Genomic DNA, 23,140 nt, shown 5'->3' on the forward strand with positions numbered 1-23,140 from the left:
CGGACAGTCAGTGCGGGTGCCCGTGCTGCGAGGCCGTCGCATCGACGGCCTCGACCGAACGCGTCAGCCACGGCCCGATGTCCATCTCCTCGTAGCGCACGAGCCGGCTCTTGCGCGCACGACGGTACGCCCACCAGATCGCGACGAACAGCGGAATCCACACGTAGATCGACAGCACTTCCATCCAGTCGATGCGCGCCGCGAAGAACGCCTGGTAATCCTGCCCGAGCGAGATCACGATGCAGATCGCGATCGCGAACAGCGGCCCGAACGGGAACCATTTCGCGCGGTACGGCAGTTGGTCGAGCCGGTAGCCCTGCTTCAGGAACCCCTTGCGGAACCGGTAATGGCACACCGCGATGCCGAGCCACGCGATGAAGCCCGTGATGCCGACCGTGTTCAGCAGCCACAGATAGATGCCCTGGTTGTTGGTCAGCGACGTAAGGAAGCACAGCCCGCCGACGGCCATCGTCGCATACAGCGCGTTGCGCGGCACGCCGCCCGGCGACAGCGTCGCGAACATCGCCGGCGCGCGCCCTTCCGCCGCAAGGTTGTACAGCATTCGCGTCGCCGCGTAGGTGCCGGAGTTGCCGGCCGACAGCACGGCCGTCAGGATCACGAGATTCATCGCGCCGGCTGCAAGCCGGAAACCCGCATGGCTGAACACCAGCGTGAACGGGCTTACGCCGATGTCGGTCACGTCGCTCTTCAGCAGGTTCGGGTCGGTGTACGGCACCAGCAGGCCGATCACGAAGATCGCGAACACGTAGAACAGCATGATCCGCCAGAAGATCTGCTTCACCGCGCGCGGGATCGTCTTGCGCGGATTTTCCGATTCGCCGGCCGTGATCCCGACCAGCTCGGTGCCGAGAAACGAGAAACCCGCGATCAGCGCGACGCTCATCATCGCGTGCACGCCGCCGACGAACGGCGCATCGCCCGTCGTGAAGTTACGCAAGCCGACCGGATGCCCGTTCCCGATCAGGCCGGCGGCGATCAGCAGCCCGGCCGCGATGAACGCGACCACGGTGACGACCTTGATCAGCGAGAACCAGTATTCCGATTCACCGAAGCCACGCACCGACAGCGTATTCAGCAGGAAAATCAGCACGAGGAAGCCCGCGCCCCACCAGATGCCGGGTATGGCCGGAAACCAGTAGCGCATCACGATCTGCGCGGCGACCAGCTCGATCGCGATCGTCACGGCCCAGCTGTACCAGTAGGTCCAGCCGAGCGCGACGCCGAAGCCTTCGTCGACGTACTTCTCGCCGTAGATCGCAAACGAACCCGATACCGGCATCAGTGCGGCCATCTCGCCGAGGCCCGTGACGACGAAGTACACCATCAGCCCGATCGCGATATACGCGGCGATCGCACCGCCCGGCCCCGCCTGCGCGACCGACGCGCCCGACGCGACGAACAGCCCCGTGCCGATCGATCCGCCGATCGCGATCATCGCGATGTGACGGCCCTGCAGACGGCGCTTGAGCGTCGTCCCGGACGGCGCCGCCGTCTCCGCTGCCGCTTGCATAGCATCCATAGTGTTCACCCTGATTGGATTCGAGCCAGCCGATTTGATTCGGATTCCAAATCGACTGGCCCGGTCATTCGCCTCGAAACCGGCCCTGCCCGGCCGGCCGCATCACACGACGCTGCGCTTGATCGCCTGCAGTTCGGCTGTTGTCACGATCTTCTCGATCCGGAACCGCGGGCTTTCCAGCCACACGTTCGCGATCCGCCGGTACTCGTCGAGATCCTCGCACGCGAGCCGCACGAGAAAATCGAACGTGCCGCTGACGAGCCAGCAATCGAGCACCGCCGGATTCGCGCGCATTTCGTCCTCGAACGGCGCCTGCGACCGTCCGTGGTCGGCCAGCACGATCTGCGCGATCACGACGATCGGCTTGGTCGCGCGCGGCGCCTTGATCACCGCGCGGTAGCCCTCGATCACGCCGAGCGCCTCGAGCCGCTCCACGCGCGCCTGGCAGGGCCGCGGCGTGAGGTTCACGAGCTCGGACAGCTTCCGGTAGGAAATCCGCCCGTCGGTACGCAGGATATCGAGGATCCGGAGATCGATCTTGTCGAGCTGCATCTTCTTGTCGGTCATCCGCGTTCGCTCCGGTCGGATCGTGGCTGGTGCGCGGAACGTCTCCTTGTCCGCGCGGGGGCCACATTATCCGGCCGAAGCGGCCGCGCGCCAATCGGCTAGAACCGCAGCGACAGGCAGGTCAGGCCGCCGTCCATCTTGCGGAACTCGCTGGTGTCGATCACGTGCAGCGGCATGCCGAGCGACGCGATCGCGTCATGGACGCGCGGATAGCCGGCCGGCGTGATCAGCGTGCCGTTCACGCGCAGCGTGTTGCCCGCGTACTCGTCGGCGGCCGAGATCGCGATCCGGCGATAGTCGGCGAACGCCGGATGCGCGGCCAGCGCTTCGGTCACGAGCAGCGTGTCGTCGCCGAGCGCGTTGACGACCGACTTCAGGTGCAGGCCGGCGCCGACCGGCACCGCGACGACCGAGTAGCCGTAGCGCGACACCAGCGATTCGAACGCGGCAATGCCGTCGGCATCGGTGCGGCCCGTCAGGCCGATGTAGAAGCGCTTGCCGACCTGCATCACGTCACCGCCGTCGAGACGGCCGTCCTGCATCGGCAGCAGGTCGCGATGTGCGGCGAGCGCCGCTTCGATGTGCGCCGTCTCGCCACGCCGCGCGGGCGCACCCGGTCGCGTGATCACCGCGAATTCCGGCGTCACGACCGCGGTGTCCTCGACGAAGTGCGAATCGGGGAACGCGTCCAGCGGCGGCAGTTCGGTCAGTTCGACGCCGAGCGTGCGCAGCGCTTCGCAGTAGGCGTGGAACTGGGTGAGCGTCTTGTCGTAATCGGGCGCGCCGAGTTCGGCGGTGGTCAGGCCCGCACCACAGGACGGCGCGGGACGGCGAACGATCGCTTGCGTGAATTGCATCGACTCCTCCATGATCTGCGCCGCACCCTTGCGGCGCAAGGGCCAGCGGCGTTGTGTCCGGACCATTATCGGAAGCCAAATTGCGCAATTCGTGTCGATTTCGGCTCCGCCGACAGCCGATTGCGTCGAATTGCGCGCGGCACGCAGCGGATTCGGCAGACGGCCGTTCGCCGCGTCGCGAACGGCCGTCTGCTCACGCGGCGCGGCCGTTACGCGCCGGGCCCGAACCCCATCTGCGCACGGCCCAGCGCCGTCAGATCGCCCTCCCCGCCGCGCCCGTCGAATTCGACCTCGAAATGATCGGCCGGGAAATCGGGCGGGCTTTCGCCGCGCAGGAACGCGGACCGCTGGCGCTGAAGGTACGCGTCGTTCTTCGCGCAGCCCGGCGCGGCGGCGATGTACATCACGTTGCTGTCGCCGCTGCCGCGGTGTGCATCCTCGACCGCGTGCACGACGTCGCCGTGCCAGAACACCGCGTCGCCGGGCTCCATGTGCGGGATCGGCACCAGCGCGTCGAGCAGCAGTGCGTGCCATTCGGGCCGGATCGACAGCGCGCGGCCCGGACGCGCGCCGCACAGATCGTCGTCGGCGACATCGTCCTGCAACGCGCGCAGCACGACATAGGCCATCGCGTTCGCGACCGGGATCAATTGCAGCGTGCCGTCGCCGGGCCCCTGCGGCGTGAGTGCGGTCCAGCCCTGGAACGTGCGGAACATCGAGCACACGGCCGGCGACGGAATCTCCTCCACGTCGGGACGGAACGCGGCATCGAACGGATCGTAATCGCGCCAGCGGCCGGCCAGCACGTGACGATAGACCTGCCGGAAGTTCGCGCCGAGCCAGCGCTCGACGGAGCCGCCGTCCACGTGCGGCGACAGCCCGAGCGACGACGAACCGGGCGGCCGGCGGCGAATCCGGTCCGCATAGGCCGGTATCTGGTCGGGATCGAAATGCATGCGTGCGGCATCCGCGTGCCGCCACAGGCGATTCAGGAACATGCGCGCCTGCGTCAGCGCCGGCGACTGGCGCGCGGCCACCTGCGGCTTCGACCAGTAGACGCCGTAGATCTGCGGCTTGCCCGATGCGAGATTGCCGAAATAGCGGTCTTCCGCGCGCGCATTCAACCGGTCGGCGAAGCGGTTCGTGTCCAGATACGCGCCGATCTCGTCGTTCCAGTCGCTCGCCTGCCGTGCATCGAATACACCACGGATCACGACCGCGCCATGCGTACGGATCGCGGCAATCGCGCGGGGATCGACGGTTCCGCCCGCGATATCCGCGAACGGCACGACCGGAATCACGTCATCGCCGTACGCGTGCCCACGGCGGATCGCATCGACCTGCCGCGCGATGTCGCCCTCCAGCTCACGGAACGACGCCGCATAACCGGGCAGGCCGGCGCGCAGCGCCCGTTTCGCCGCGCGGATCGCGGCCGGCAGATCGTCAATCGTCAGTTGCATCGGGGTCTCCTCGCTGAAGCGTGTCGTGATGTGCTGTCAGCGTACGGCCGGCATCGGGCCGCCATCACCCCTATTCGGCCAACTATCGATACAATCCGGACAAATGCGCGTTACTCCGGGCGATGACAGACCACGCAGAGCTTGTTGCCGTCCGGATCGCGAAAATAGGCGCCGTAGTAGTCGCGGTGATAGTCCGGCCGCAGGCCCGGCGGCCCTTCGCAGGTGCCGCCATGCCGCAGCGCGAGCGCGTGGCAGCGATCGACGTGCGCACGGGTCTGCGCAGCGAACGCGATCGTGTGGCCATTGCCGGGTTCGGGCGCGCGGCCGTCTAACGGCTGGCCGAAGAAGAACAGCGGCCGATCCGTGTCGGCCGGCATCCAGCCCGACCAGCCGTCCGGCTCGCGGAATTTCAGGCGCAGCCCGAGTTCCGCAAACAGCGGCGCGTAGAAATCGTAGGCGCGCGCGGTGTCGCTGACGCCCACGCAGACATGTGAAAACATCGCATCGCTCCGTCGTGACGAATGCTCTCGATCATGCCACGGCGCGGTGCCCGCCCTCACCCGGAGGCCGCGATGAAACCGCAGTACGAGCACGTGACGTTCGCGCCCGGCTGTTCGATCCGCGTGTATCACCGCCAGCTCGCGCGCATCCCGTTCGAATGGCATCGCCATCCCGAGTACGAACTGACGCTGACGCTCAACAGCTGCGGCCAGCGCTTCATCGGCGATCACGTCGCGCGCTACGCGGACGATGACCTCGTGCTCGTGCCGCCCAACCTGCCGCATACGTGGTCGTCGAACGCGCGAATCGATCGCGAGGCGCCCGAAGTCGCGCTCGTCGTCTGGTTCGACGGAGACTGGGTACGGCGGCTGGCAGATTGCTGCCCCGAATACGCGCCGCTACGCTCGCTGCTGCGACGCGCGGCGCCGGGCCTGCGTTTCGACGTGGAAGCCGCCCGTGCGATGCGCGCACGACTGCCGCAGCTGCTCGATCCGTCGCCGCGCACACGGCTCGCGGCCACGCTCGACACGCTCGCCGATCTCGCGCAAGCCGGTGGCGAGCCGCTCGCCACCGCGCATGCGTACGACCGGCCAGACGGCACCGCACCGTCCGTCGACGCAGCCGCGCCCGAAGCCGAACGCCTCGACCGCGTGCTCGACGCGATCGACCGGCACTTTCACGAACCGCTGCGCATCGACGCGCTCGCCGCTGCCGCGCACCTGTCCGAGCGCACGCTGCAGCGCCTGTTCGTCCGGCATCTCGGCGAAAGCGTCGGCCGCTACGTGCAGCGGCTGCGGCTTGCGCACGCGTGCCGTCATCTCGTCGGCACCGACTGGCCGATCGCAACGGTGGCCGCGCGCTGCGGCATTCCGAATACCGCGAACTTCAACCGCCAATTCCTCGCCGCGCGCGGGATGACGCCCAGCGCATACCGGCAGTTCTTTCTGCGGCACGGCCACGCGCCCGACAACGAAGCGCCGGCGCTCGACGCACGCCCGCCGTCGCTGGAGCGCCGCACCGATCCGGCGCACCAATGAAAACACCCCGACGGGCGGACCCGTCGGGGTGTCGTGGCGTTGCGTTTTGCCCGACGCGAGCGGCCTGCCGGCCGATCGCGCGGCACACGACTTAACGTGCGCTGATCGGCTTCGCTTCGCGCGGCGTATCGCCGATGAACAGCTGACGCGGACGGCCGATCTTCTGCTCCGGATCGCCGATCATTTCGTTCCACTGTGCGATCCAGCCGACCGTACGTGCCATCGCGAAGATACACGTGAACATCGACGTCGGGATGCCCAGCGCGCGCTGGACGATGCCCGAGTAGAAGTCGACGTTCGGGTACAGCTTGCGCGACACGAAGTATTCGTCTTCCAGTGCGATCTTCTCGAGCTGCATCGCGAGCTTGAACAGCGGGTCGTCGTGCAGGCCCAGTTCGTTCAGCACTTCGTAGCACGTTTCGCGCATCAGCTTCGCACGCGGATCGTAGTTCTTGTACACGCGGTGGCCGAAGCCCATCAGCTTCACGCCCGAATTCTTGTCCTTCACCTGCTTGATGAATTCGGGGATGTTGTCCGGCGAACCGATCTGCTCGAGCATGTTCAGCGCGGCTTCGTTCGCACCACCGTGCGCCGGGCCCCACAGACACGCGATACCGGCCGCGATACATGCGAACGGGTTCGCGCCCGACGAACCGGCCAGGCGGACCGTCGACGTCGATGCGTTCTGCTCGTGGTCGGCGTGCAGGATCAGGATGCGGTCGAGTGCGCGGACGAGCACGTCGTTGACCTTGTACTCTTCGCACGGGTTCGAGAACATCATGTGCATGAAGTTCGCGCTGTACGACAGCGAGTTCTTCGGATACACGAACGGCTGGCCGATGCTGTACTTGTACGCCATCGCGACGAGCGTCGGCAGCTTCGCGATCATGCGGATCGCCGACACTTCACGATGACGCGGATCGTTGATGTCGAGCGAGTCGTGGTAGAACGCGGACAGCGCGCCGACTGCGGCGACCAGGATCGCCATCGGGTGCGCGTCGCGGCGGAAGCCACGGAAGAAGAAGTGCATCTGCTCGTGCACCATCGTGTGCTTCGTGACGGTGTCGACGAATTCCTTCTTCTGCGCTTCGTTCGGCAGCTCGCCCTTCAGCAGCAGGTAGCAGCTCTCGAGGAAGTCCGCGTTTTGCGCGAGGTTGTCGATCGGGTAGCCGCGGTACAGCAGCTCGCCCTTGTCGCCGTCGATGTACGTGATCGCCGAATTACAAGCTGCCGTCGACATGAAGCCCGGGTCGTACGTGAACTTGCCGGTCTGGCCGTACAGCTTGCGGATGTCGATTACGTCCGGGCCCATCGTGCCCTTGTAAATCGGCAGTTCGACGCTCGGCGAGTTGTCGCTGAACGATAGCGTGGCTTTAACATCAGACGGAGTCATGGCACATCCTCAATCGAAATAAAGAAACGGGATTCGATAACGGGCACAACGTGTCACACCTTGGCGTTACACGTTGCGCAGCATCTCCAACAGCCGGTGAATATCCGGGCTGTCTAGGTCGCCTTCTGGTTCCTTGCGCGCGAGGAGCAAGTCCATCAGGTCGTTGTCGCTCAGATCGAGCAGGCGCGACAACGCGCCTACGTCTGCATCGGTGAGGTCATGCTCGTATCTGCTGAAGAAACGCTCGAAGATGATGTCGTTTTCCAGCAGACCCCGCCGCGCGCGCCAGCGAAGGCGCGCGCGGCGGTGCGGGTCGGATTGATGCGAATCGTCGCTCATCTCGACCTTAAACCGCGCGGCGAACCATCAGTTCCTTGATCTTGCCGATCGCCTTCGTCGGGTTCAGGCCCTTCGGGCAAACGTCGACGCAGTTCATGATCGTGTGGCAACGGAACAGACGGTACGGGTCTTCCAGGTTGTCGAGGCGCTCGCCGGTAGCCGTGTCGCGGCTGTCCGCGATGAAGCGGTAAGCCTGCAGCAGGCCGGCCGGGCCGACGAACTTGTCCGGGTTCCACCAGAAGCTCGGGCACGACGTCGAGCAGCTCGCGCACAGAATGCACTCGTACACGCCGTCGAGCTCGTCGCGCTCTTCCGGCGACTGGAGGCGTTCCTTCTCCGGCGGCGGCGCGTCGTTGATCAGGTACGGCTTGATCGAGTGGTACTGGTTGAAGAAGTGCGTCATGTCGACGATCAGGTCGCGCACGACGGGCAGGCCCGGCAGCGGACGCAGCACGATCTTCTGCGGCAGGTCGTTCAGGTTCGTCAGGCACGCGAGACCGTTCTTGCCGTTGATGTTCATCGCGTCCGAACCGCACACGCCTTCACGGCACGAACGGCGGAACGACAGCGTCTCGTCCAGTGCCTTCAGCTTCACCAGTGCGTCGAGCAGCATGCGCTCATGCTGGATCTCGAGCTCGTACGTCTGCATGCGCGGCGCTGCGTCCTTGTCCGGATCGTAGCGGTAGACTTCAAAAATGCGTTTTGCCATTTCGGATTCCTTTGACTCGGCTTAGAACGTGCGCGGCTTCGGCGGCACGGATTCGACCGTCAGCGGCTTCATTTGAACCGGCTTGTAGTCGAGGCGATCGCCCTCGCTGTACCACAGCGTGTGGCGCAGCCAGTTTTCGTCGTCGCGGTGTTCGTAGTCGCTGTGAGCGTGCGCGCCACGGCTTTCCTTGCGTGCTTCCGCCGACACCATCGTGGCGCGAGCCACTTCGATCAGGTTCTCCAGCTCGAGCGCTTCGACGCGCGCGGTGTTGAACACCTTCGACTTGTCCTTCAGGTGGATGTTTTCCACGCGCGCTGCCAGGCCGGCCATCTGGTCGACGCCTTCCTTCAGCAGTGCCGACGTGCGGAACACGCCTGCGTGCTTCTGCATCGTCGCGCGGATGTCGTTCGCGACGTCCTGCGTGTATTCGCCCGAGGTCGACTTGTCGAGCTTCGCCAGGCGCGCCAGCGAGTATTCGCCTGCATCGGCCGGCAGCGGCTTGTGTTCCTTCTGGTTCTTCACGTGCTCAACGATGTGGTTGCCGGCCGCACGGCCGAACACCACGAGGTCCAGCAGCGAGTTCGTGCCGAGGCGGTTCGCGCCGTGCACGGACACGCACGAGCATTCGCCCACTGCGTAGAAACCGTTGACCGGCTCCTTGTGATCGCGCGACGTGCCGACGACCTGACCATGGATGTTGGTCGGGATGCCGCCCATCTGGTAATGGATCGTCGGAACGACCGGGATCGGTTCCTTGATCGCGTCGACGTTCGCGAACTTCAGCGCGATTTCGCGGATCGACGGCAGACGCTTCATGATCGTCTCGGCGCCGATGTGCGACAGGTCGAGCAGCACGTGATCCTTGTTCGGACCGACGCCGCGACCTTCCTTGATTTCCTGGTCCATCGAACGCGACACGAAGTCACGCGGCGCCAGATCCTTCAGCGTCGGCGCGTAGCGCTCCATGAAACGCTCGCCGTTCGCGTTGCGCAGGATACCGCCTTCGCCGCGCACGCCTTCGGTGATCAGCACGCCCGCGCCGGCCACGCCGGTCGGGTGGAACTGCCAGAACTCCATGTCCTGCAGCGCGATGCCCGAACGCGCAGCCATGCCGAGGCCGTCGCCGGTGTTGATGAACGCGTTGGTCGATGCCGCGAAGATCCGGCCTGCGCCGCCCGTCGCGAACAGCGTCGTCTTGCCTTCCATGATGTAGACGTCGCCCGTCTCCATCTCGAGGGCCGTCACGCCGAGCACGTCGCCTTCCGCGTCGCGGATCAGGTCGAGCGCCATCCATTCGACGAAGAACTGCGTCTTCGCTTCGACGTTCTGCTGGTACAGCGTGTGCAGCAGCGCGTGACCGGTACGGTCGGCGGCCGCGCAAGCGCGCTGGACCGGCTTCTCGCCGTAGTTCGCGGTGTGGCCGCCGAACGGGCGCTGGTAGATCGTGCCGTCCGCGTTGCGGTCGAACGGCATGCCGAAGTGCTCGAGTTCGTACACGACGTTCGGCGCTTCACGGCACATGAATTCGATCGCGTCCTGGTCGCCGAGCCAGTCGGAGCCCTTGATCGTGTCGTAGAAGTGGAAGTGCCAGTTGTCTTCGCTCATGTTGCCGAGCGATGCACCGATACCGCCCTGCGCGGCCACCGTGTGCGAACGCGTCGGGAACACCTTCGACAACACGCCGACCGACAGGCCCGCGCGCGACAGTTGCAGCGCTGCGCGCAAGCCGGAGCCGCCCGCGCCGACGATCACCACGTCGAACTTGCGGCGCGGGAGGTTGGATTTGATTGCAGCCATTCTTTACACTCTCCAGAGAATCTGCGCGGCGTAGCCCGCACATGCGAGCAGCCAGACGATGGTCAGCGATTGCAGCAGCAGGCGCACACCGACGGGCTTCACGTAGTCCATCCAGATGTCGCGCACGCCGACCCATGCGTGGTAGAAGAGGGAAAGCAGCATCACGAAGGTGGCGAGCTTCATCCATTGCGCGGCGAAGATCGATGCCCAGCCTTCGTACGAGAAATCGTGCGCGCCGAAGAACAGGGCGAGCAGAATGACCGTGTAGACTGCCATGATCGTGGCGGTGATGCGCTGCGCAAGCCAGTCGCGCAGGCCGTAGTGAGCGCCGACGACGAGGCGCTTCGAGCCGATTCGGTTATTGGCTGCCATTTTCTTAGAATGCTCCGAACAGTTTGAGTGCCATGGCGATCGTCAGGGCGATCGAGACGACAAAGACGACGACTGCCGTCCGCTTGCCGCCTTCCTTCGTGACGGCGTCGTGGTTGACGTCCATCAGCAGGTGGCGAATGCCGGCGCAGAAATGGTGGAAGAAGGCCCACGACAGTGCGAGGACGATCAGCTTGACGATGATGTTGGAGAGGAAAGCCTTGAAGACTTCGAAGCTGAGCTCGGACGTCAGGCTCTGGTCGAAGAGGAACAGCAGGAACGGCAGGAACAAGAACAGCAGCGCGCCGCTGACTCGATGGAGAATCGACAATATCGCTGCCAGCGGCATGCGATATTTCATCGTGATATCGCCGAATCCGATGTTCCGGTATTCCGGCCTCGGCTTTCTTACTGCATCAGTCATGCTAGACCCCTACTATGTTGTCACACTAATCCGCGATTTTAGCGCCTTTTTATATCGCGCTGCAGCGAAAGTCTGCTCTGGATAGTTGCGCGAACAAGAACAAAGGCGGCCCGAAACGTGCTTCGCGAGCGTGGGAATCGCGAAGCACTCGGCTTGAGCCGAAGCTACTCAACTCAAGTCATTCTGATAGTAGTACCCGGTTGTGACATACCAGCCGCGACGCACTTCCACCGGCCGGTCTCCGTATGTATAGGACACGCGCTCGACCGACAGCAACGGAAAACCCGCAGGCACATGCAGCAGGTCGGCCACCGAAGGCTCGGCCGCGACCGCGCGAATCTTCTCCGTCGCGCGGATCATCCGCGTGCCGAACTCCGTCTCGAACATCGCGTAGAGCGGCCCCTTGTACTCGCTCAGCCGCTCGAACGTCAGCCCGCGGAACATCGCGCCCGGCAGCCAGATCTCGTCGAGCACCGTCACTTCGTTCTCGAACTCCAGCAGGCGGCGCACCTGCACGACCGGATCGGCGGGCTTCAGGTCGAGCTGCCGCGCGATCTCGGCCGGCGCACGCAGGCGGCGGCATTCGAGCAGGCGGCTCACGTGCGGGTGTTCGGCACCATCGTCGGCCAGCAGACGCAGGAAGCGGAATTGCGCGCGATCCTCGTTGTGCGTTGCAACAAAAGTGCCCTTGCCCTGCCGCCGGACCACGAGGTTTTCGGCGGCCAGTTCGTCGATCGCCTTGCGAACGGTGCCCTGGCTGACCTTGTAGCGGGCCGCGAGCTCCACTTCGCTCGGGATGATCTCGCCCGGCTTCCATTCACCGGTTTCGAGACTTTGCGTGATCAATGACTTAATCTGCTGGTATAACGGGCTGAACGTCGGCGACGGCGGCGCCGCAGGCGAAGGTGCGGGATCGCCCGCGCCCGGCTGCCCTGGGCCGCCTGCGCCGGTCTGATTCGCGGTATTCGCCTGGTTCGATGTCATGGCGCGCATTTCATCACAAACCGCACTTTTTCGTCCACTCAATTTCCGCAAAACATCTGTCTTATATAAGACATATGATACCGTTTGACTTTGCGCGTGACGGCTCCTACACTCCCGGTCGAGCAAGGGTTCGCGGGTGCAACAGCGCGTCCCCGGCTACGTGCCACGGCCGTCTCCAGGTTCACCGCGTCTGCCATCGCGAGTCCTCCGCCCTGCTTCAATGCAACGTTACGCACAACGCGCATAGAATGGCGTTTTCGCTAGCGTCCAACGCTTCAACCGTCCTGGAGATTTTCAATGGCTAAGCCCGCAAAGCGCGTTGCCGTCACCGGCGCCGCAGGTCAAATCGCTTACTCCCTGCTGTTCCGCATCGCGAACGGCGACCTGCTCGGCAAGGACCAGCCGGTCATCCTGCAACTGCTCGACCTCCCGCAAGCCCAAGGCGCCGTCAAAGGCGTCGTGATGGAACTCGACGATTGCGCGTTCCCGCTGCTCGCGGGCGTCGTGATCACCGACGATCCCAAGGTTGCATTCAAGGATGCAGACGTCGCGCTGCTGGTCGGTGCACGTCCGCGCTCGAAGGGCATGGAGCGCAAGGACCTGCTGTCGGCAAACGCTGAAATCTTCACGGTTCAGGGCGCTGCACTGAACGAAGTCGCCAGCCGCGACGTGAAGGTGCTGGTCGTCGGCAACCCGGCGAACACGAACGCCTACATCGCGATGAAGTCGGCGCCGGATCTGCCGAAGAAGAACTTCACGGCGATGCTGCGCCTCGACCACAACCGCGCGCTGTCGCAGCTCGCCGCGAAGTCGGGCAAGCCGGTCGCGTCGATCGAGAAGCTCGCCGTGTGGGGCAACCACTCGCCGACGATGTACCCGGACTTCCGCTTCGCGACCGCCGAAGGCGAATCGATGCTGAAGCTGATCAACGACGACGTGTGGAACCGCGACACGTTCATCCCGACCGTCGGCAAGCGCGGCGCGGCGATCATCGAAGCGCGCGGCCTGTCGTCGGCAGCGTCGGCAGCCAACGCGGCGATCGACCACGTCCGTGACTGGGTCCTCGGCACGAACGGCAAGTGGGTCACGATGGGCATCCCGTCGGACGGCTCGTACGGCATCCCCGAAGACATCATCTACGGTGTGCCGGTCGTTTGCGAAAACGGCGAGTACAAGCGCATCGAAGGCCTGGAAATCGACGCGTTCTCGCGCGAGAAGATGGACGGCACGCTGGCCGAGCTGCTCGAAGAGCGCGATGGCGTCGCCCACCTGCTGAAGAACTAAGCATCACGCGCCCTTGCCGGGCGGCCCTCGGGCCACCCGGTTCCGGCCCGGGCCGGCGCCAGCCGCCGGCCCTGCCGCACAATCCGATTCGCGCACGTTTTGCCGCCCCGCGCCCACCGCGCACCGGCCCAGAACCTGCCCGAATCCGATTTTCTCCACGTTGACACGCTCCCCTGACGTCGAAGAGATGGCCGCGCTCACTCCTGCACAAGTGCTGTACGACGGGGCGTCCCCGCCCGCGATCCTGCCCTGCTGCGATCATTACGCGGGCAGCGAAAAGCTGATGCGCAAGTCGCTCGCGCTGCAAGCCGAACTGGGTCCCGTATTCGACATCACGTTCGACTGCGAGGACGGCGCGGCCGTCGGCCAGGAAGCCGCGCATGCGGCCCTCGTCGCCGACCTGCTCGGCAGCGACGAGAACCGCTTCGGCCGCATCGGCGTCCGGATCCACGACTTTTCCCACCCGCACTGGCGCGACGACGTCCGCATCGTGCTGCGCGCCGCGCGCGCACCGGCTTATATCACGCTCCCGAAGATCGCGAACGCGGCCGATGCCGCCGAAATGACCGCGTTCATCGAAGGCGCGCGCCGCGAGCTCGGCATCGCGCAGCCGATCCCGGTCGACGTGCTGGTCGAGACGCACGGCGCGCTTGCGCAGGCCTTTGCCCTCGCCGCGCTGCCGACGGTCGGCACGCTGAGCTTCGGGCTGATGGACTTCGTTTCCGCGCACCATGGCGCGATTCCCGATTCCGCGATGCGCTCGCCCGGCCAGTTCGAACACCCGCTCGTGCGCCGCGCGAAGCTGGAAATCGCCGCGGCCTGCCACGCACACGGCAAGACGCCGTCGCACAACGTGACGACCGAAGTGCGCGACATGAGCGTCGTGGCCGGCGATGCGCGCCGCGCGCGCGACGAATTCGCGTTCACGCGCATGTGGAGCATCCATCCCGCGCAGATCCGCCCGATCGTCGACGCGTTCGCACCGCGCACCGACGAAGTCGCGCTGGCCGCCGAGATCCTGCTGGCCGCGCAGGCCGCCGACTGGGGCCCGACGCGCCACGGTGATACGCTGCACGATCGCGCGAGTTATCGCTATTACTGGTCGGTGCTGCGCCGCGCGCGCGCCACCGGCCAGCCCGTACCGGCCGAGGCCGCGCCGCTGTTCGGCCCGGCCGCCGCGGGCGCCGCGCCGTAAGCGCGCGCCGCCGGCCGAAACGCCAGATACACGAATTTCATGCATTCGCCGATGCGCAAACCGGACAGAGGTTTGCGAAACGACAAAAAACGTAACGGAGCCCGAAAACCTGATATGTACGCGGCCAAATAGGTGAAAATAGCGGCCGCTGCGCGCTTTCGGGGCGCGTGCAGTTTCAAACCGGCCGGCAGTTTCGATTGCCGGCCCTTGTCAACTGATTATCGAAAGGTTCTGACTCCATGAAGAAACTCCTGATCGCTACCGCCATCGGCGCCTTGTCCGCCACGATGCTGGTGTCGGCTCCGAGCGCGTTTGCCCAGGGTACGGCCACGACGACCGCGAAGAAGGCAACCGCCAAGCGCCCGGCGCCGGCCAAGCGCATCATCCCGCGCAGCAAGAAGGCGCAGGCACGCGCAGCTGCCAAGGTCGATCCGGTACCGGACGGCGCGGTCAAGTGGGCCTGTAAGGAAGGCCTGTCGTTCGACCTCGCCGGCGACATGAAGCGCGACCAGGTCGTCACGGTTCACTGGGCGAAGAAGAACTACAAGCTGCCGCGTCAAGCCACGACGACGGGCGCCGACACGTTCTACGATCCGGCAGCAGGCTTCAAGCTGGTCGTGATCCCGACCAAGGCCATGCTGTTCTCGGACGCAAACGGCGGCGAGCGCCTCGCGGACGAATGCGTGACGCCGGAAATGGCACAAGGCACGGCAGCGCCGACGCAATCGAACGAGCTGAAGCCGGCAACGAACTAAGCGCGTTCCCCCTCGGCCCCTCGATGTCCGCCCCGGTCTCCAACGTCCGCCCTGCTCCGGATACGGTACTCGTCGATATCGTCGACTACGTGCTGAACGCCGGCATCGACAGCGCGCTCGCGCTGGAGACGGCGCGTCATTGCCTGATCGACACGCTCGGATGTGGACTCGAGGCGCTGTCCTACCCTGCCTGCACCAAGCTGCTCGGCCCCGTCGTGCCCGGCACGATCGTGCCGAACGGCGCGAAGGTGCCCGGCACGTCCTTCCAGCTCGATCCCGTGCAGGCCGCGTTCGGCATCGGCGCGATGATCCGCTGGCTGGACTTCAACGACACCTGGCTCGCCGCCGAATGGGGTCATCCGTCCGATAATCTCGGCGGGATCCTGGCGACGGCCGACTGGCTCTCCCGCACGGCCGTCGCGGCCGGCCGGAAGCCGCTCCCGATGCGCGACGTGCTGGTCGCGATGATCCAGGCCCATGAGATCCAGGGCTGCCTCGCACTCGAGAATTCATTCAACGCGGTCGGGCTCGACCACGTGCTGCTCGTGAAGGTCGCGTCGACGGCCGTCGTCGGCCGGCTGCTCGGGCTCACGCGCGACGAGCTGATCAACGCGGTATCCAACGCGTTCGTCGACGGCCAGGCGCTGCGCACCTACCGCCACGCGCCCAACACGGGTTCGCGCAAGTCGTGGGCGGCCGGCGATGCAACTTCCCGCGCGGTGCGCCTCGCGCTGATCGCGAAAACGGGTGAAATGGGCTACCCGTCGGCGCTCACCGCGAAGACCTGGGGCTTCTACGACGTGCTGTTCGACGGCAAGCCGTTCCGCTTCCAGCGCCCGTACGGCACGTACGTGATGGAAAACGTGCTGTTCAAGATCGCGTTCCCCGCCGAATTCCATGCGCAGACGGCCGCCGAGGCCGCGCTGCAGCTGCACGCGCAGCTCGCCGCCGCCGGCCGCACGACCGACGACATCAGCAAGATCACGATCCGCACGCATGCGGCCGCGATCCGCATCATCGACAAGCAGGGCCCGCTCGCCAATCCGGCCGACCGCGACCACTGCATCCAGTACATGGTCGCCGTGCCGCTGCTGTTCGGCCGGCTGACCGCGGCCGACTACGAAGATTCGGCCGCCGCCGATCCCCGCATCGACGCGCTGCGCGCGAAGACCGCATGCGTCGAGGATCCGCAGTTCACGAAGGATTACCACGACCCGGACAAGCGCTCGATCGCGAATGCACTGACGATCGAGTTCACGGACGGATCGAAGCTTGCCGAAGTGGCGGTCGAATACCCGCTCGGCCATCGGCGGCGCCGCACCGACGGCATCCCGCTCCTGGTCGAGAAGTTCCGGACCAACCTCGCCCGCCGCTTCCCGGCAAAGCAGCAACAAGCGATTCTCGACGTGTCGCTGGACCAGGCAAAGCTCGAAGCGATGCCGGTCGATGAGTACGTCGACTTGTATGTGATATAGCCGTCATCTACAGGACTCTTTGTTTCCTAGCCTTAAACCCAGGAAAATCACCATGGCCCACAATCTCCACAAGACCCTCAAGGAATTCGACAGCGGTTCCGGCAAAGGCAAGTTCTACTCGCTGCCGCAGCTCGGCAAGGAACTGAAGACGAAGATCGAACGCCTGCCGGTGTCGATCCGTATCGTGCTCGAGTCCGTGCTGCGCAACTACGACGGCAAGAAAATCACCGAAGAGCACATCGAGCAGCTCGCGAACTGGAAGCCGACGGCGAAGCGCGTCGACGAGATTCCGTTCGTCGTGTCGCGCGTCGTGCTGCAGGACTTCACGGGCGTGCCGCTGCTCGCCGACATCGCGGCCATGCGCGGCGTTGCCGAGCGCACGGGCAAGAACCCGAAGAAGATCGAGCCGCTGGTCCCGGTCGATCTCGTCGTCGATCACTCGGTCCAGATCGACTACTTCCGCCAGAAGGACGCGCTCGACCTGAACATGAAACTGGAATTCCAGCGCAACAACGAGCGCTACCAGTTCATGAAGTGGGGCATGCAGGCCTTCGACACGTTCAAGGTCGTGCCGCCGGGCGTCGGCATCGTCCACCAGGTGAACCTCGAATACCTCGCGCGCGGCGTCCACAAGAAGGCGGACGGCGGCGACACCGTGTACTACCCGGACACCCTCGTCGGCACGGACAGCCACACGACGATGATCAACGGCATCGGCGTGGTCGGCTGGGGCGTGGGCGGCATCGAGGCGGAAGCCGGCATGCTCGGCCAGCCGGTGTACTTCCTGACGCCGGACGTCGTCGGCGTCGAGCTGAAGGGCAAGCTGCGCGAAGGCGTGACGGCTACCGACCTGGTGCTGACGATCACCGAAATGCTGCGCAAGGAGAAGGTCGTCGGCAAGTTCGTCGAGTTCTTTGGCGTTGGCACGAAGTCGCTGTCGCTGCCGGACCGCGCGACGATCGGCAACATGGCGCCGGAATACGGCGCGACGATGGGCTTCTTCCCGGTCGACGAAAAGACGATCGACTACTTCGAAGGCACGGGCCGCACGAAGGCGGAAATCGCCGCGTTCGAAAATTACTTCAAGGCACAGAAGCTGTTCGGCATCCCGAAGGCCGGCGACATCGACTACACGAAGGTCGTGACGCTGGATCTCGCGACGGTCGCCCCGTCGCTGGCCGGCCCGAAGCGCCCGCAGGACCGCATCGAGATCGGCAACGTCAAGTCGACGTTCACCGACCTGTTCTCGAAGCCGGTCGCGGAAAACGGCTTCGCGAAGAAGGCGGACGACCTGAACACGCAGTACACGACGAGCAACAACGTCGACGTGAAGAACGGCGACGTGCTGATCGCCGCGATCACGTCGTGCACGAACACGTCGAACCCGAGCGTGCTGCTGGCCGCCGGCCTGCTCGCGAAGAAGGCCGTCGAAGCCGGCCTCACGGTCGATCCGAAGATCAAGACCTCGCTCGCGCCGGGATCGCGCATCGTCACCGAGTACCTGACGAAGACGGGCCTGCTGCCCTACCTGTCGAAGCTCGGCTTCGAAGTCGCGGCCTACGGCTGCACGACCTGTATCGGCAACGCGGGCGACCTCACGCCGGAACTGAACGAAGCGATCACGAAGAACGACATCGTCGCGGCAGCCGTGCTGTCGGGCAACCGTAACTTCGAAGCGCGTATCCACCCGAACATCCGCGCGAACTTCCTCGCGTCGCCGCCGCTGGTCGTCGCGTACGCGATCGCCGGCAACATCACGCGCGACCTGATGACGGAACCGGTCGGCAAGGGCAAGGGCGGCCGCGACATCTACCTCGGCGACATCTGGCCGACGAGCGACGAAATCCACGCGCTGCTCAAGTTCGCGCTCGATCCGAAGAAGTTCGAGGACAACTACTCGAAGCTGACCAAGAAGGGCGACCTCTGGAGCAAGATCGAGGGCGAATCGGGCCAGGTCTACGACTGGCCGAAGTCGACGTACATCGCCGAGCCGCCGTTCTTCGGCAACGACTTCTCGATGGAGCCGGCTGCGTCGATCCCGACGGTCAAGGGCGCGCGCGCACTGGGCATCTTCGGTGACTCGGTCACGACCGACCACATCAGCCCGGCAGGCTCGATCAAGGAAGACTCGCCGGCAGGCAAGTGGCTGAAGGAAAACGGCGTGCAGAAGGCCGACTTCAACAGCTACGGCTCGCGCCGCGGCAACCACGACGTGATGATGCGCGGCACGTTCGCGAACGTCCGGATCAAGAACCTGATGATCCCGGCGAAGGCAGACGGCTCGCGCGTCGAAGGCGGCCTGACGATCCACCAGCCGAGCGGCGAACAGCAATCGATCTACGACGCGGCGATGCAGTACGTCGGCGCCGATACGCCGACCGTCGTGTTCGCGGGTGAAGAGTACGGCACGGGTTCGTCGCGCGACTGGGCCGCGAAGGGCACGCAACTGCTCGGCGTGAAGGCCGTGATCGCACGCAGCTTCGAGCGGATCCACCGCTCGAACCTGGTCGGCATGGGCGTGCTGCCGCTGCAGTTCAAGGGCTCGGACAGCATCCAGTCGCTCGGCATCACCGGTGAAGAGACGTACGACATCGAAGGCCTCGGCGACGACTTCAAGCCGCAGCAGGACGTCACGCTCGTGATCAACCGCAAGAACGGCGAAACGCAGCGCGTGCAGGTGCTGCTGCGCATCGACACGCCGATCGAAGTCGACTACTACAAGCACGGCGGTATCCTGCCGTTCGTGCTGCGCTCGCTGCTCGCAGCGTAAGCGCGCGGCTTTTGCAGGTGCCGCAGCCGCCTCGCGGGCGGTTGCGGCCGATTTGGATGCCCGACCTCGTGTCGGGCTTTTTTTTGCCTGCGCGTTACGTCGCCCTACGCCGCCTTCTCGCCGCGCGCCTTCGCCGCCCCTCGCGCGTTCTTCTTCAGATGCGTGCGGTTGTATTCGATCGCCGCGCGCACGAGCGCCTTCAGCGCCCGCTTGTCGATCCGGTCGCCTTCGAAGAAATCGATCGCGCGTCGCGCATTGCCGTCGAGGCCGTCGTTGAACAGCTTGTCGGGATCGGGAAGCTGCGCGCCGTGCATGAAGGTCACTTTCACCTTGCCCTTGTGCGCGTTCGCCACCGCGATCATCCCGTCGCATGACCAGACGGGGCTGCCCATCCATTTCCATTCCTCGACGATGCCCGCTTGCGCAGCGAGGATCGTCTGGCGCAGGTCGTCGAACGTCTTGCCGCGCCAGTCGGCAATACCTGCAATCAGCGCATCGATGCGCTCCGACGGCGTGAGGTCCGTTGTGCTCATGCGCGGGCCTCCGTGCCTTCATCGGGGCGCGCCAGCACCTGCTCGAGCGACTCGAAGAACCGTACCCAGCCATGCTGCGCACCGCGGTACGCCTGTTCCTGATCCGCGCGGAAGCCAACCTGCTCCATCCGCAGGTGCGTGCCGGCCGGCGTCGGCGTGAGCGTCCACGTGACGACGCTCTCCAGGCCATACGCGGCCCACGTGTACGACAGCGTGCGCGGCGGCTCGATCGCCAGCACCGTGCAGTCGACCGAGCCCCAGTCCGCGCGGAAGCTGAAGGCACGGCCCGCGACGGGCTCGAAGTCGCTCTTCATCAGCCATGCCTCGATCAGGTGCGGTTGCGTGAGCGCGCGCCAGATCTTCTCCGGCGGATGGGACAGGTCCCGTTCGACGACGACGGAGCGCGTTTCGTTAGTGGCTTGGTTCATCACTGATCCATCCTTTTGAGCAGATCTTCGAGGGCATCGAACCGGTTCTGCCAGAAGCCTGCCATCTGGCTCGTCCAGTCGATCAGCGGGGCCAGCGCTTGCGGCTGTGCGCTGTAGTGCGTCTGCCGGCCTTCGTGACGGTCATTCACGAGCCCGGCCTGCTTCAGTACGCCGAGATGCTTCGACACGGCCGGCTGCGAGACGCCCGCATGGGCCGTCAGCGCGGCAACCGTCAGCTCGCCGTCCGCGCACAGCCGCTCGAAGAGCGCGCGGCGCGTCGGATCGGCAAGCGTCCTGAAAAGCATGTCGTGAGCGTTCTGCATGTCGTCCAAAATCCATAACCCGTTGGTTATGGATTGAAGGATATCTCCTGAACGGCGCGCGTCAAGGCGGAATTTCATGGACGGTATCGTCCGATCCTGAGCGGTAAAGGTGTGCGTCGCGCCGGCTCGCGCCCGCCACGGAATTCGAGCATTCCCTCTAATCCACAATCGCGACACGCGATCCGAAAGCCGCCTGCAAGACTGCCCGGTGGGCCGTTCCACAGTTCGGGAAACGCTTGCGTTTGACCGGCCCCTTTTTTGTGCACGCGCGGATCCGTTCCTGCCGCATCGCTTCGTTTGACCACATAGTGCGACTCGGTGCGCGGCAACGGACACGCAAACGCCACGCATTCGCGCGTCCTTCCGCTCCGCGATCGCGCGCGTTTCGACGTCGCGACGATCAACTCGTGCGTACCAACGTCACGCGTTGCCACGCCGTCGTGCCACGAACCGGTTCCGTTCGCCGCGCGCGACATCGCAGGCGTGTCCGGCACCACGCCTGCATCGGCACGCGTCGATGTCAGAACTGACAGCTGTGGAAACTGGCAGCTACCCGAACGACATCGACGCCCTACGCTCGTCACCGCTCGCGGCCCCACAAGGGCCGGGGGTTCCAGTAACGTCGCCTCTCCTAAAAAAGGACTCCCGATGAAAAGGAATGCCTGGTTCGCCCTGCCCCTTCCGTCGCCCCGCCGCCTGGCGTGCGTGGCACCGTTCGTGTTCGCTGCCGCTGCGGCGAATGCGACGACGGATTGGGTCGATACCCATACGAAGGCCTTTCTGACCGGCCCGCAGTTGATGGCACGCAGTGCGGCGCCATCGCTCGAACTGGCAGCCGGTGAAACGACCAACGTCGTCGTCAGCCTGAAGCTGCGCAATGCGGCGCAACTCAAGCAACTGGCGCGCGACGTGAACCGGCCCGGCAGCGCGCATTACCGTCATTACCTGACGCACGAGCAGTTCCTCGCCAACTACGCACCGACCGATGCGCAGGTGAAGTCGGTCGTCGACTATCTGCACAAGAGCGGCTTCGTGAACGTCGAAGTCGCGCCGAACCGCCTGCTGGTCTCTGCAAGCGGCACGGCCGGCACCGTGAAGACCGCGTTCAACACGTCGCTCGTGCATTTCGAATACGCGGGCCGCTCGGGCTTCGCGAACGCATCGACTGCACAGGTCCCGAGCGCGCTCGGCAACGTCGTCGGCTCGGTGCTCGGGCTGCAGAGCGTCGCGCGTGCGCATCCGATGCTGCGCATCGGCAACGTGGCGAAGCCGCAGGCGCTCGCGGCCGGCACGGCGACGGGCCACTATCCGAAGGAATTCCCGGGCCTCTACAACGCGACCGGCGTGCCGACCGCGGCCGGCGTGACCGTCGGCATCATCACGATCGGCGGCGTGTCGCAGACGCTGCAGGACCTGAAGCAGTTCACGTCGAGCAACGGTTACGGCACGGTCTCGACGCAAACCGTCAAGACCAACGGTTCGGGCGGCAGCTACACCGACGACCAGGACGGCCAGGGCGAATGGGATCTCGACAGCCAGTCGATCGTCGGCTCGGCCGGCGGCCAGGTCGGCAAGCTCGTGTTCTACATGGCCGACCTCAACGCAAGCGGCAACACGGGCCTCACGCAGGCGTTCAACCGCGCGGTGTCGGACAACACCGCGAAGGTGATCAACGTGTCGCTCGGCTGGTGCGAAACCGACGCGAACGCGGACGGCACGATCGACGCCGAGGAGCAGATCTTCACGACGGCAGCCGCCCAGGGCCAGACGTTCTCGGTATCGTCGGGCGACGAAGGCGTGTACGAGTGCAACAACCGCGGCTATCCGGACGGCGCGAACTACACGGTGTCGTGGCCGGCCGCGTCGCCGCACGTGCTCGCGATCGGCGGCACGACGCTCTACACGACGTCGGCAGGCGCGTTCTCGAACGAAACGGTATGGAACGAAGGCCTCGACGGCAACGGCAAGCTGTGGGCGACGGGCGGCGGCGTCAGCACGATCCTGCCGGCGCCGTCGTGGCAATCGGGCAGCAACCGCCAGTTGCCGGACGTGTCGTTCGACGCCGCGCAAAGCACCGGCGCGTACATCTACAACTACGGCCAGTTGCAGCAGATCGGCGGCACCAGCCTCGCCGCGCCGATCTTCACGGGCTTCTGGGCGCGCCTGCTCGCGGCGAACGGCACGGGCCTCGGCTTCCCGGCCGGCAACTTCTATGCGGACATTCCGTCGAACCCGTCGCTCGTGCGCTATGACGTCGTGTCGGGCAACAACGGATATCAGGGGTATGGCTATACCGCCGGCACCGGCTGGGACCTGACGACGGGCTTCGGTAGCCTGAACATCGCGAACCTCAACCAGCTGATCAAGTCGGGCGGGTTCTGAGCGATGCATGAAGGCCGG

At 65.3% G+C, this 23,140-nt stretch carries 22 protein-coding genes; 7 read left to right on the forward strand and 15 right to left on the reverse strand.

From position 1 onward, the window contains the following. Positions 1–7: 7 nt before the first annotated feature. From HWX87_RS04220 to HWX87_RS04240, 5 genes are all read right to left on the reverse strand, one after another. Positions 8–1,540, reverse strand: a complete 1,533-nt coding sequence (locus HWX87_RS04220; protein ID WP_176045935.1) for an amino acid permease — start codon at positions 1,538–1,540, stop codon at positions 8–10. A 102-nt stretch (positions 1,541–1,642) separates the two neighbouring features. Further along, positions 1,643–2,107 (reverse strand): Lrp/AsnC family transcriptional regulator, encoded by a 465-nt coding sequence (locus HWX87_RS04225; RefSeq protein ID WP_021158710.1) that lies wholly within the window; start codon positions 2,105–2,107, stop codon positions 1,643–1,645. Between the two features lie 98 nt (positions 2,108–2,205). Next, the gene (locus HWX87_RS04230) at positions 2,206–2,964 is read right to left on the reverse strand and encodes an arginine deiminase family protein (RefSeq protein WP_176045936.1); all 759 of its coding nucleotides are present in this window, start codon (positions 2,962–2,964) and stop codon (positions 2,206–2,208) included. A 209-nt stretch (positions 2,965–3,173) separates the two neighbouring features. Beyond that, entirely contained in the window at positions 3,174–4,424 is a 1,251-nt protein-coding gene (locus HWX87_RS04235; RefSeq protein WP_176045937.1) for a DUF1479 domain-containing protein, read from the reverse strand. Positions 4,425–4,534: 110 nt separating this feature from the next. Then, positions 4,535–4,924 (reverse strand): VOC family protein, encoded by a 390-nt coding sequence (locus HWX87_RS04240; RefSeq protein ID WP_176045938.1) that lies wholly within the window; start codon positions 4,922–4,924, stop codon positions 4,535–4,537. 72 nt (positions 4,925–4,996) lie between these two features. Here HWX87_RS04240 and HWX87_RS04245 point away from each other — a divergent pair, with 72 nt between their 5' ends. Beyond that, positions 4,997–5,962, forward strand: a complete 966-nt coding sequence (locus tag HWX87_RS04245; protein WP_176045939.1) for an AraC family transcriptional regulator — start codon at positions 4,997–4,999, stop codon at positions 5,960–5,962. Positions 5,963–6,053: 91 nt separating this feature from the next. Here HWX87_RS04245 and gltA read toward each other — a convergent pair whose 3' ends face one another. The 7 genes from gltA to HWX87_RS04280 all read right to left on the reverse strand — a co-directional run bounded on the left by gltA (position 6,054) and on the right by HWX87_RS04280 (position 11,986). Continuing rightward, positions 6,054–7,355: a citrate synthase gene (gltA, locus tag HWX87_RS04250; protein ID WP_176045940.1), complete on the reverse strand. Its 1,302-nt coding sequence runs from the start codon at positions 7,353–7,355 to the stop codon at positions 6,054–6,056. 66 nt (positions 7,356–7,421) lie between these two features. Then, positions 7,422–7,694 carry a succinate dehydrogenase assembly factor 2 gene (locus HWX87_RS04255; protein ID WP_011355742.1) on the reverse strand — a complete coding sequence of 91 codons (273 nt, stop codon included), beginning with the start codon at positions 7,692–7,694 and terminating at the stop codon, positions 7,422–7,424. A 7-nt stretch (positions 7,695–7,701) separates the two neighbouring features. After that, positions 7,702–8,403 carry a succinate dehydrogenase iron-sulfur subunit gene (locus tag HWX87_RS04260; protein ID WP_006479352.1) on the reverse strand — a complete coding sequence of 234 codons (702 nt, stop codon included), beginning with the start codon at positions 8,401–8,403 and terminating at the stop codon, positions 7,702–7,704. A 21-nt stretch (positions 8,404–8,424) separates the two neighbouring features. Continuing rightward, positions 8,425–10,200: a succinate dehydrogenase flavoprotein subunit gene (sdhA, locus tag HWX87_RS04265; RefSeq protein ID WP_176045941.1), complete on the reverse strand. Its 1,776-nt coding sequence runs from the start codon at positions 10,198–10,200 to the stop codon at positions 8,425–8,427. Between the two features lie 3 nt (positions 10,201–10,203). Next, positions 10,204–10,572, reverse strand: coding sequence for a succinate dehydrogenase, hydrophobic membrane anchor protein (sdhD, locus tag HWX87_RS04270; RefSeq protein ID WP_174911332.1), 369 nt, complete (start codon positions 10,570–10,572; stop codon positions 10,204–10,206). Between the two features lie 4 nt (positions 10,573–10,576). Next, complete coding sequence (gene sdhC, locus HWX87_RS04275) at positions 10,577–10,993, reverse strand: succinate dehydrogenase, cytochrome b556 subunit (RefSeq protein ID WP_034185792.1); 417 nt, start codon at positions 10,991–10,993, stop codon at positions 10,577–10,579. 168 nt (positions 10,994–11,161) lie between these two features. Further along, the gene (locus HWX87_RS04280) at positions 11,162–11,986 is read right to left on the reverse strand and encodes a GntR family transcriptional regulator (protein ID WP_176046337.1); all 825 of its coding nucleotides are present in this window, start codon (positions 11,984–11,986) and stop codon (positions 11,162–11,164) included. A gap of 288 nt (positions 11,987–12,274) precedes the next feature. Here HWX87_RS04280 and HWX87_RS04285 point away from each other — a divergent pair, with 288 nt between their 5' ends. From HWX87_RS04285 to acnA, 5 genes are all read left to right on the forward strand, one after another. Further along, entirely contained in the window at positions 12,275–13,261 is a 987-nt protein-coding gene (locus HWX87_RS04285; RefSeq protein ID WP_175841728.1) for a malate dehydrogenase, read from the forward strand. Positions 13,262–13,448: 187 nt separating this feature from the next. Next, a complete protein-coding gene (locus tag HWX87_RS04290; RefSeq protein WP_176046338.1) occupies positions 13,449–14,456 on the forward strand; it encodes an aldolase/citrate lyase family protein in 1,008 nt (335 codons plus the stop codon). Positions 14,457–14,695: 239 nt separating this feature from the next. Beyond that, the gene (locus HWX87_RS04295) at positions 14,696–15,211 is read left to right on the forward strand and encodes a hypothetical protein (protein ID WP_059237259.1); all 516 of its coding nucleotides are present in this window, start codon (positions 14,696–14,698) and stop codon (positions 15,209–15,211) included. A gap of 23 nt (positions 15,212–15,234) precedes the next feature. Beyond that, positions 15,235–16,686, forward strand: a complete 1,452-nt coding sequence (locus HWX87_RS04300) for a bifunctional 2-methylcitrate dehydratase/aconitate hydratase (RefSeq protein WP_176045942.1) — start codon at positions 15,235–15,237, stop codon at positions 16,684–16,686. Between the two features lie 52 nt (positions 16,687–16,738). Then, entirely contained in the window at positions 16,739–19,456 is a 2,718-nt protein-coding gene (gene acnA / locus HWX87_RS04305) for an aconitate hydratase AcnA (protein WP_176045943.1), read from the forward strand. Between the two features lie 104 nt (positions 19,457–19,560). Here the strand turns inward: acnA and HWX87_RS04310 are convergent, their stop codons facing one another. Genes HWX87_RS04310 through HWX87_RS04320 form a run of 3 tightly spaced genes read right to left on the reverse strand, consistent with a single transcriptional unit; the run spans position 19,561 to position 20,740 of the window. After that, the gene (locus HWX87_RS04310; RefSeq protein ID WP_176045944.1) at positions 19,561–19,989 is read right to left on the reverse strand and encodes a DUF1801 domain-containing protein; all 429 of its coding nucleotides are present in this window, start codon (positions 19,987–19,989) and stop codon (positions 19,561–19,563) included. Continuing rightward, positions 19,986–20,417, reverse strand: coding sequence for an SRPBCC domain-containing protein (locus HWX87_RS04315; protein WP_176045945.1), 432 nt, complete (start codon positions 20,415–20,417; stop codon positions 19,986–19,988). Before HWX87_RS04315 ends, HWX87_RS04310 begins: the two co-directional genes overlap by 4 nt. After that, complete coding sequence (locus tag HWX87_RS04320) at positions 20,417–20,740, reverse strand: metalloregulator ArsR/SmtB family transcription factor (protein ID WP_176046339.1); 324 nt, start codon at positions 20,738–20,740, stop codon at positions 20,417–20,419. Before HWX87_RS04320 ends, HWX87_RS04315 begins: the two co-directional genes overlap by 1 nt. A gap of 648 nt (positions 20,741–21,388) precedes the next feature. Here HWX87_RS04320 and HWX87_RS04325 point away from each other — a divergent pair. Continuing rightward, positions 21,389–23,122: a S53 family peptidase gene (locus HWX87_RS04325; protein WP_176045946.1), complete on the forward strand. Its 1,734-nt coding sequence runs from the start codon at positions 21,389–21,391 to the stop codon at positions 23,120–23,122. The last annotated feature ends 18 nt before the right edge of the window (positions 23,123–23,140 follow it).

The organism is Burkholderia sp. BCC1644, assembly GCF_902833225.1.
In the GTDB taxonomy this organism is placed as follows: domain Bacteria; phylum Pseudomonadota; class Gammaproteobacteria; order Burkholderiales; family Burkholderiaceae; genus Burkholderia.

What these genes read in the sequence shown, in the direction of transcription:
- HWX87_RS04220 (WP_176045935.1), bottom strand. Translation starts at nt 1,540, where the DNA reads ATGGATGCTATGCAAGCGGCAGCGGAGACGGCGGCGCCGTCCGGGACG.
- HWX87_RS04225 (WP_021158710.1), bottom strand. Translation starts at nt 2,107, where the DNA reads ATGACCGACAAGAAGATGCAGCTCGACAAGATCGATCTCCGGATCCTC.
- HWX87_RS04230 (WP_176045936.1), bottom strand. Translation starts at nt 2,964, where the DNA reads ATGCAATTCACGCAAGCGATCGTTCGCCGTCCCGCGCCGTCCTGTGGT.
- HWX87_RS04235 (WP_176045937.1), bottom strand. Translation starts at nt 4,424, where the DNA reads ATGCAACTGACGATTGACGATCTGCCGGCCGCGATCCGCGCGGCGAAA.
- HWX87_RS04240 (WP_176045938.1), bottom strand. Translation starts at nt 4,924, where the DNA reads ATGTTTTCACATGTCTGCGTGGGCGTCAGCGACACCGCGCGCGCCTAC.
- HWX87_RS04245 (WP_176045939.1), top strand. Translation starts at nt 4,997, where the DNA reads ATGAAACCGCAGTACGAGCACGTGACGTTCGCGCCCGGCTGTTCGATC.
- gltA (WP_176045940.1), bottom strand. Translation starts at nt 7,355, where the DNA reads ATGACTCCGTCTGATGTTAAAGCCACGCTATCGTTCAGCGACAACTCG.
- HWX87_RS04255 (WP_011355742.1), bottom strand. Translation starts at nt 7,694, where the DNA reads ATGAGCGACGATTCGCATCAATCCGACCCGCACCGCCGCGCGCGCCTT.
- HWX87_RS04260 (WP_006479352.1), bottom strand. Translation starts at nt 8,403, where the DNA reads ATGGCAAAACGCATTTTTGAAGTCTACCGCTACGATCCGGACAAGGAC.
- sdhA (WP_176045941.1), bottom strand. Translation starts at nt 10,200, where the DNA reads ATGGCTGCAATCAAATCCAACCTCCCGCGCCGCAAGTTCGACGTGGTG.
- sdhD (WP_174911332.1), bottom strand. Translation starts at nt 10,572, where the DNA reads ATGGCAGCCAATAACCGAATCGGCTCGAAGCGCCTCGTCGTCGGCGCT.
- sdhC (WP_034185792.1), bottom strand. Translation starts at nt 10,993, where the DNA reads ATGACTGATGCAGTAAGAAAGCCGAGGCCGGAATACCGGAACATCGGA.
- HWX87_RS04280 (WP_176046337.1), bottom strand. Translation starts at nt 11,986, where the DNA reads ATGCGCGCCATGACATCGAACCAGGCGAATACCGCGAATCAGACCGGC.
- HWX87_RS04285 (WP_175841728.1), top strand. Translation starts at nt 12,275, where the DNA reads ATGGCTAAGCCCGCAAAGCGCGTTGCCGTCACCGGCGCCGCAGGTCAA.
- HWX87_RS04290 (WP_176046338.1), top strand. Translation starts at nt 13,449, where the DNA reads ATGGCCGCGCTCACTCCTGCACAAGTGCTGTACGACGGGGCGTCCCCG.
- HWX87_RS04295 (WP_059237259.1), top strand. Translation starts at nt 14,696, where the DNA reads ATGAAGAAACTCCTGATCGCTACCGCCATCGGCGCCTTGTCCGCCACG.
- HWX87_RS04300 (WP_176045942.1), top strand. Translation starts at nt 15,235, where the DNA reads ATGTCCGCCCCGGTCTCCAACGTCCGCCCTGCTCCGGATACGGTACTC.
- acnA (WP_176045943.1), top strand. Translation starts at nt 16,739, where the DNA reads ATGGCCCACAATCTCCACAAGACCCTCAAGGAATTCGACAGCGGTTCC.
- HWX87_RS04310 (WP_176045944.1), bottom strand. Translation starts at nt 19,989, where the DNA reads ATGAGCACAACGGACCTCACGCCGTCGGAGCGCATCGATGCGCTGATT.
- HWX87_RS04315 (WP_176045945.1), bottom strand. Translation starts at nt 20,417, where the DNA reads ATGAACCAAGCCACTAACGAAACGCGCTCCGTCGTCGTCGAACGGGAC.
- HWX87_RS04320 (WP_176046339.1), bottom strand. Translation starts at nt 20,740, where the DNA reads ATGCAGAACGCTCACGACATGCTTTTCAGGACGCTTGCCGATCCGACG.
- HWX87_RS04325 (WP_176045946.1), top strand. Translation starts at nt 21,389, where the DNA reads ATGAAAAGGAATGCCTGGTTCGCCCTGCCCCTTCCGTCGCCCCGCCGC.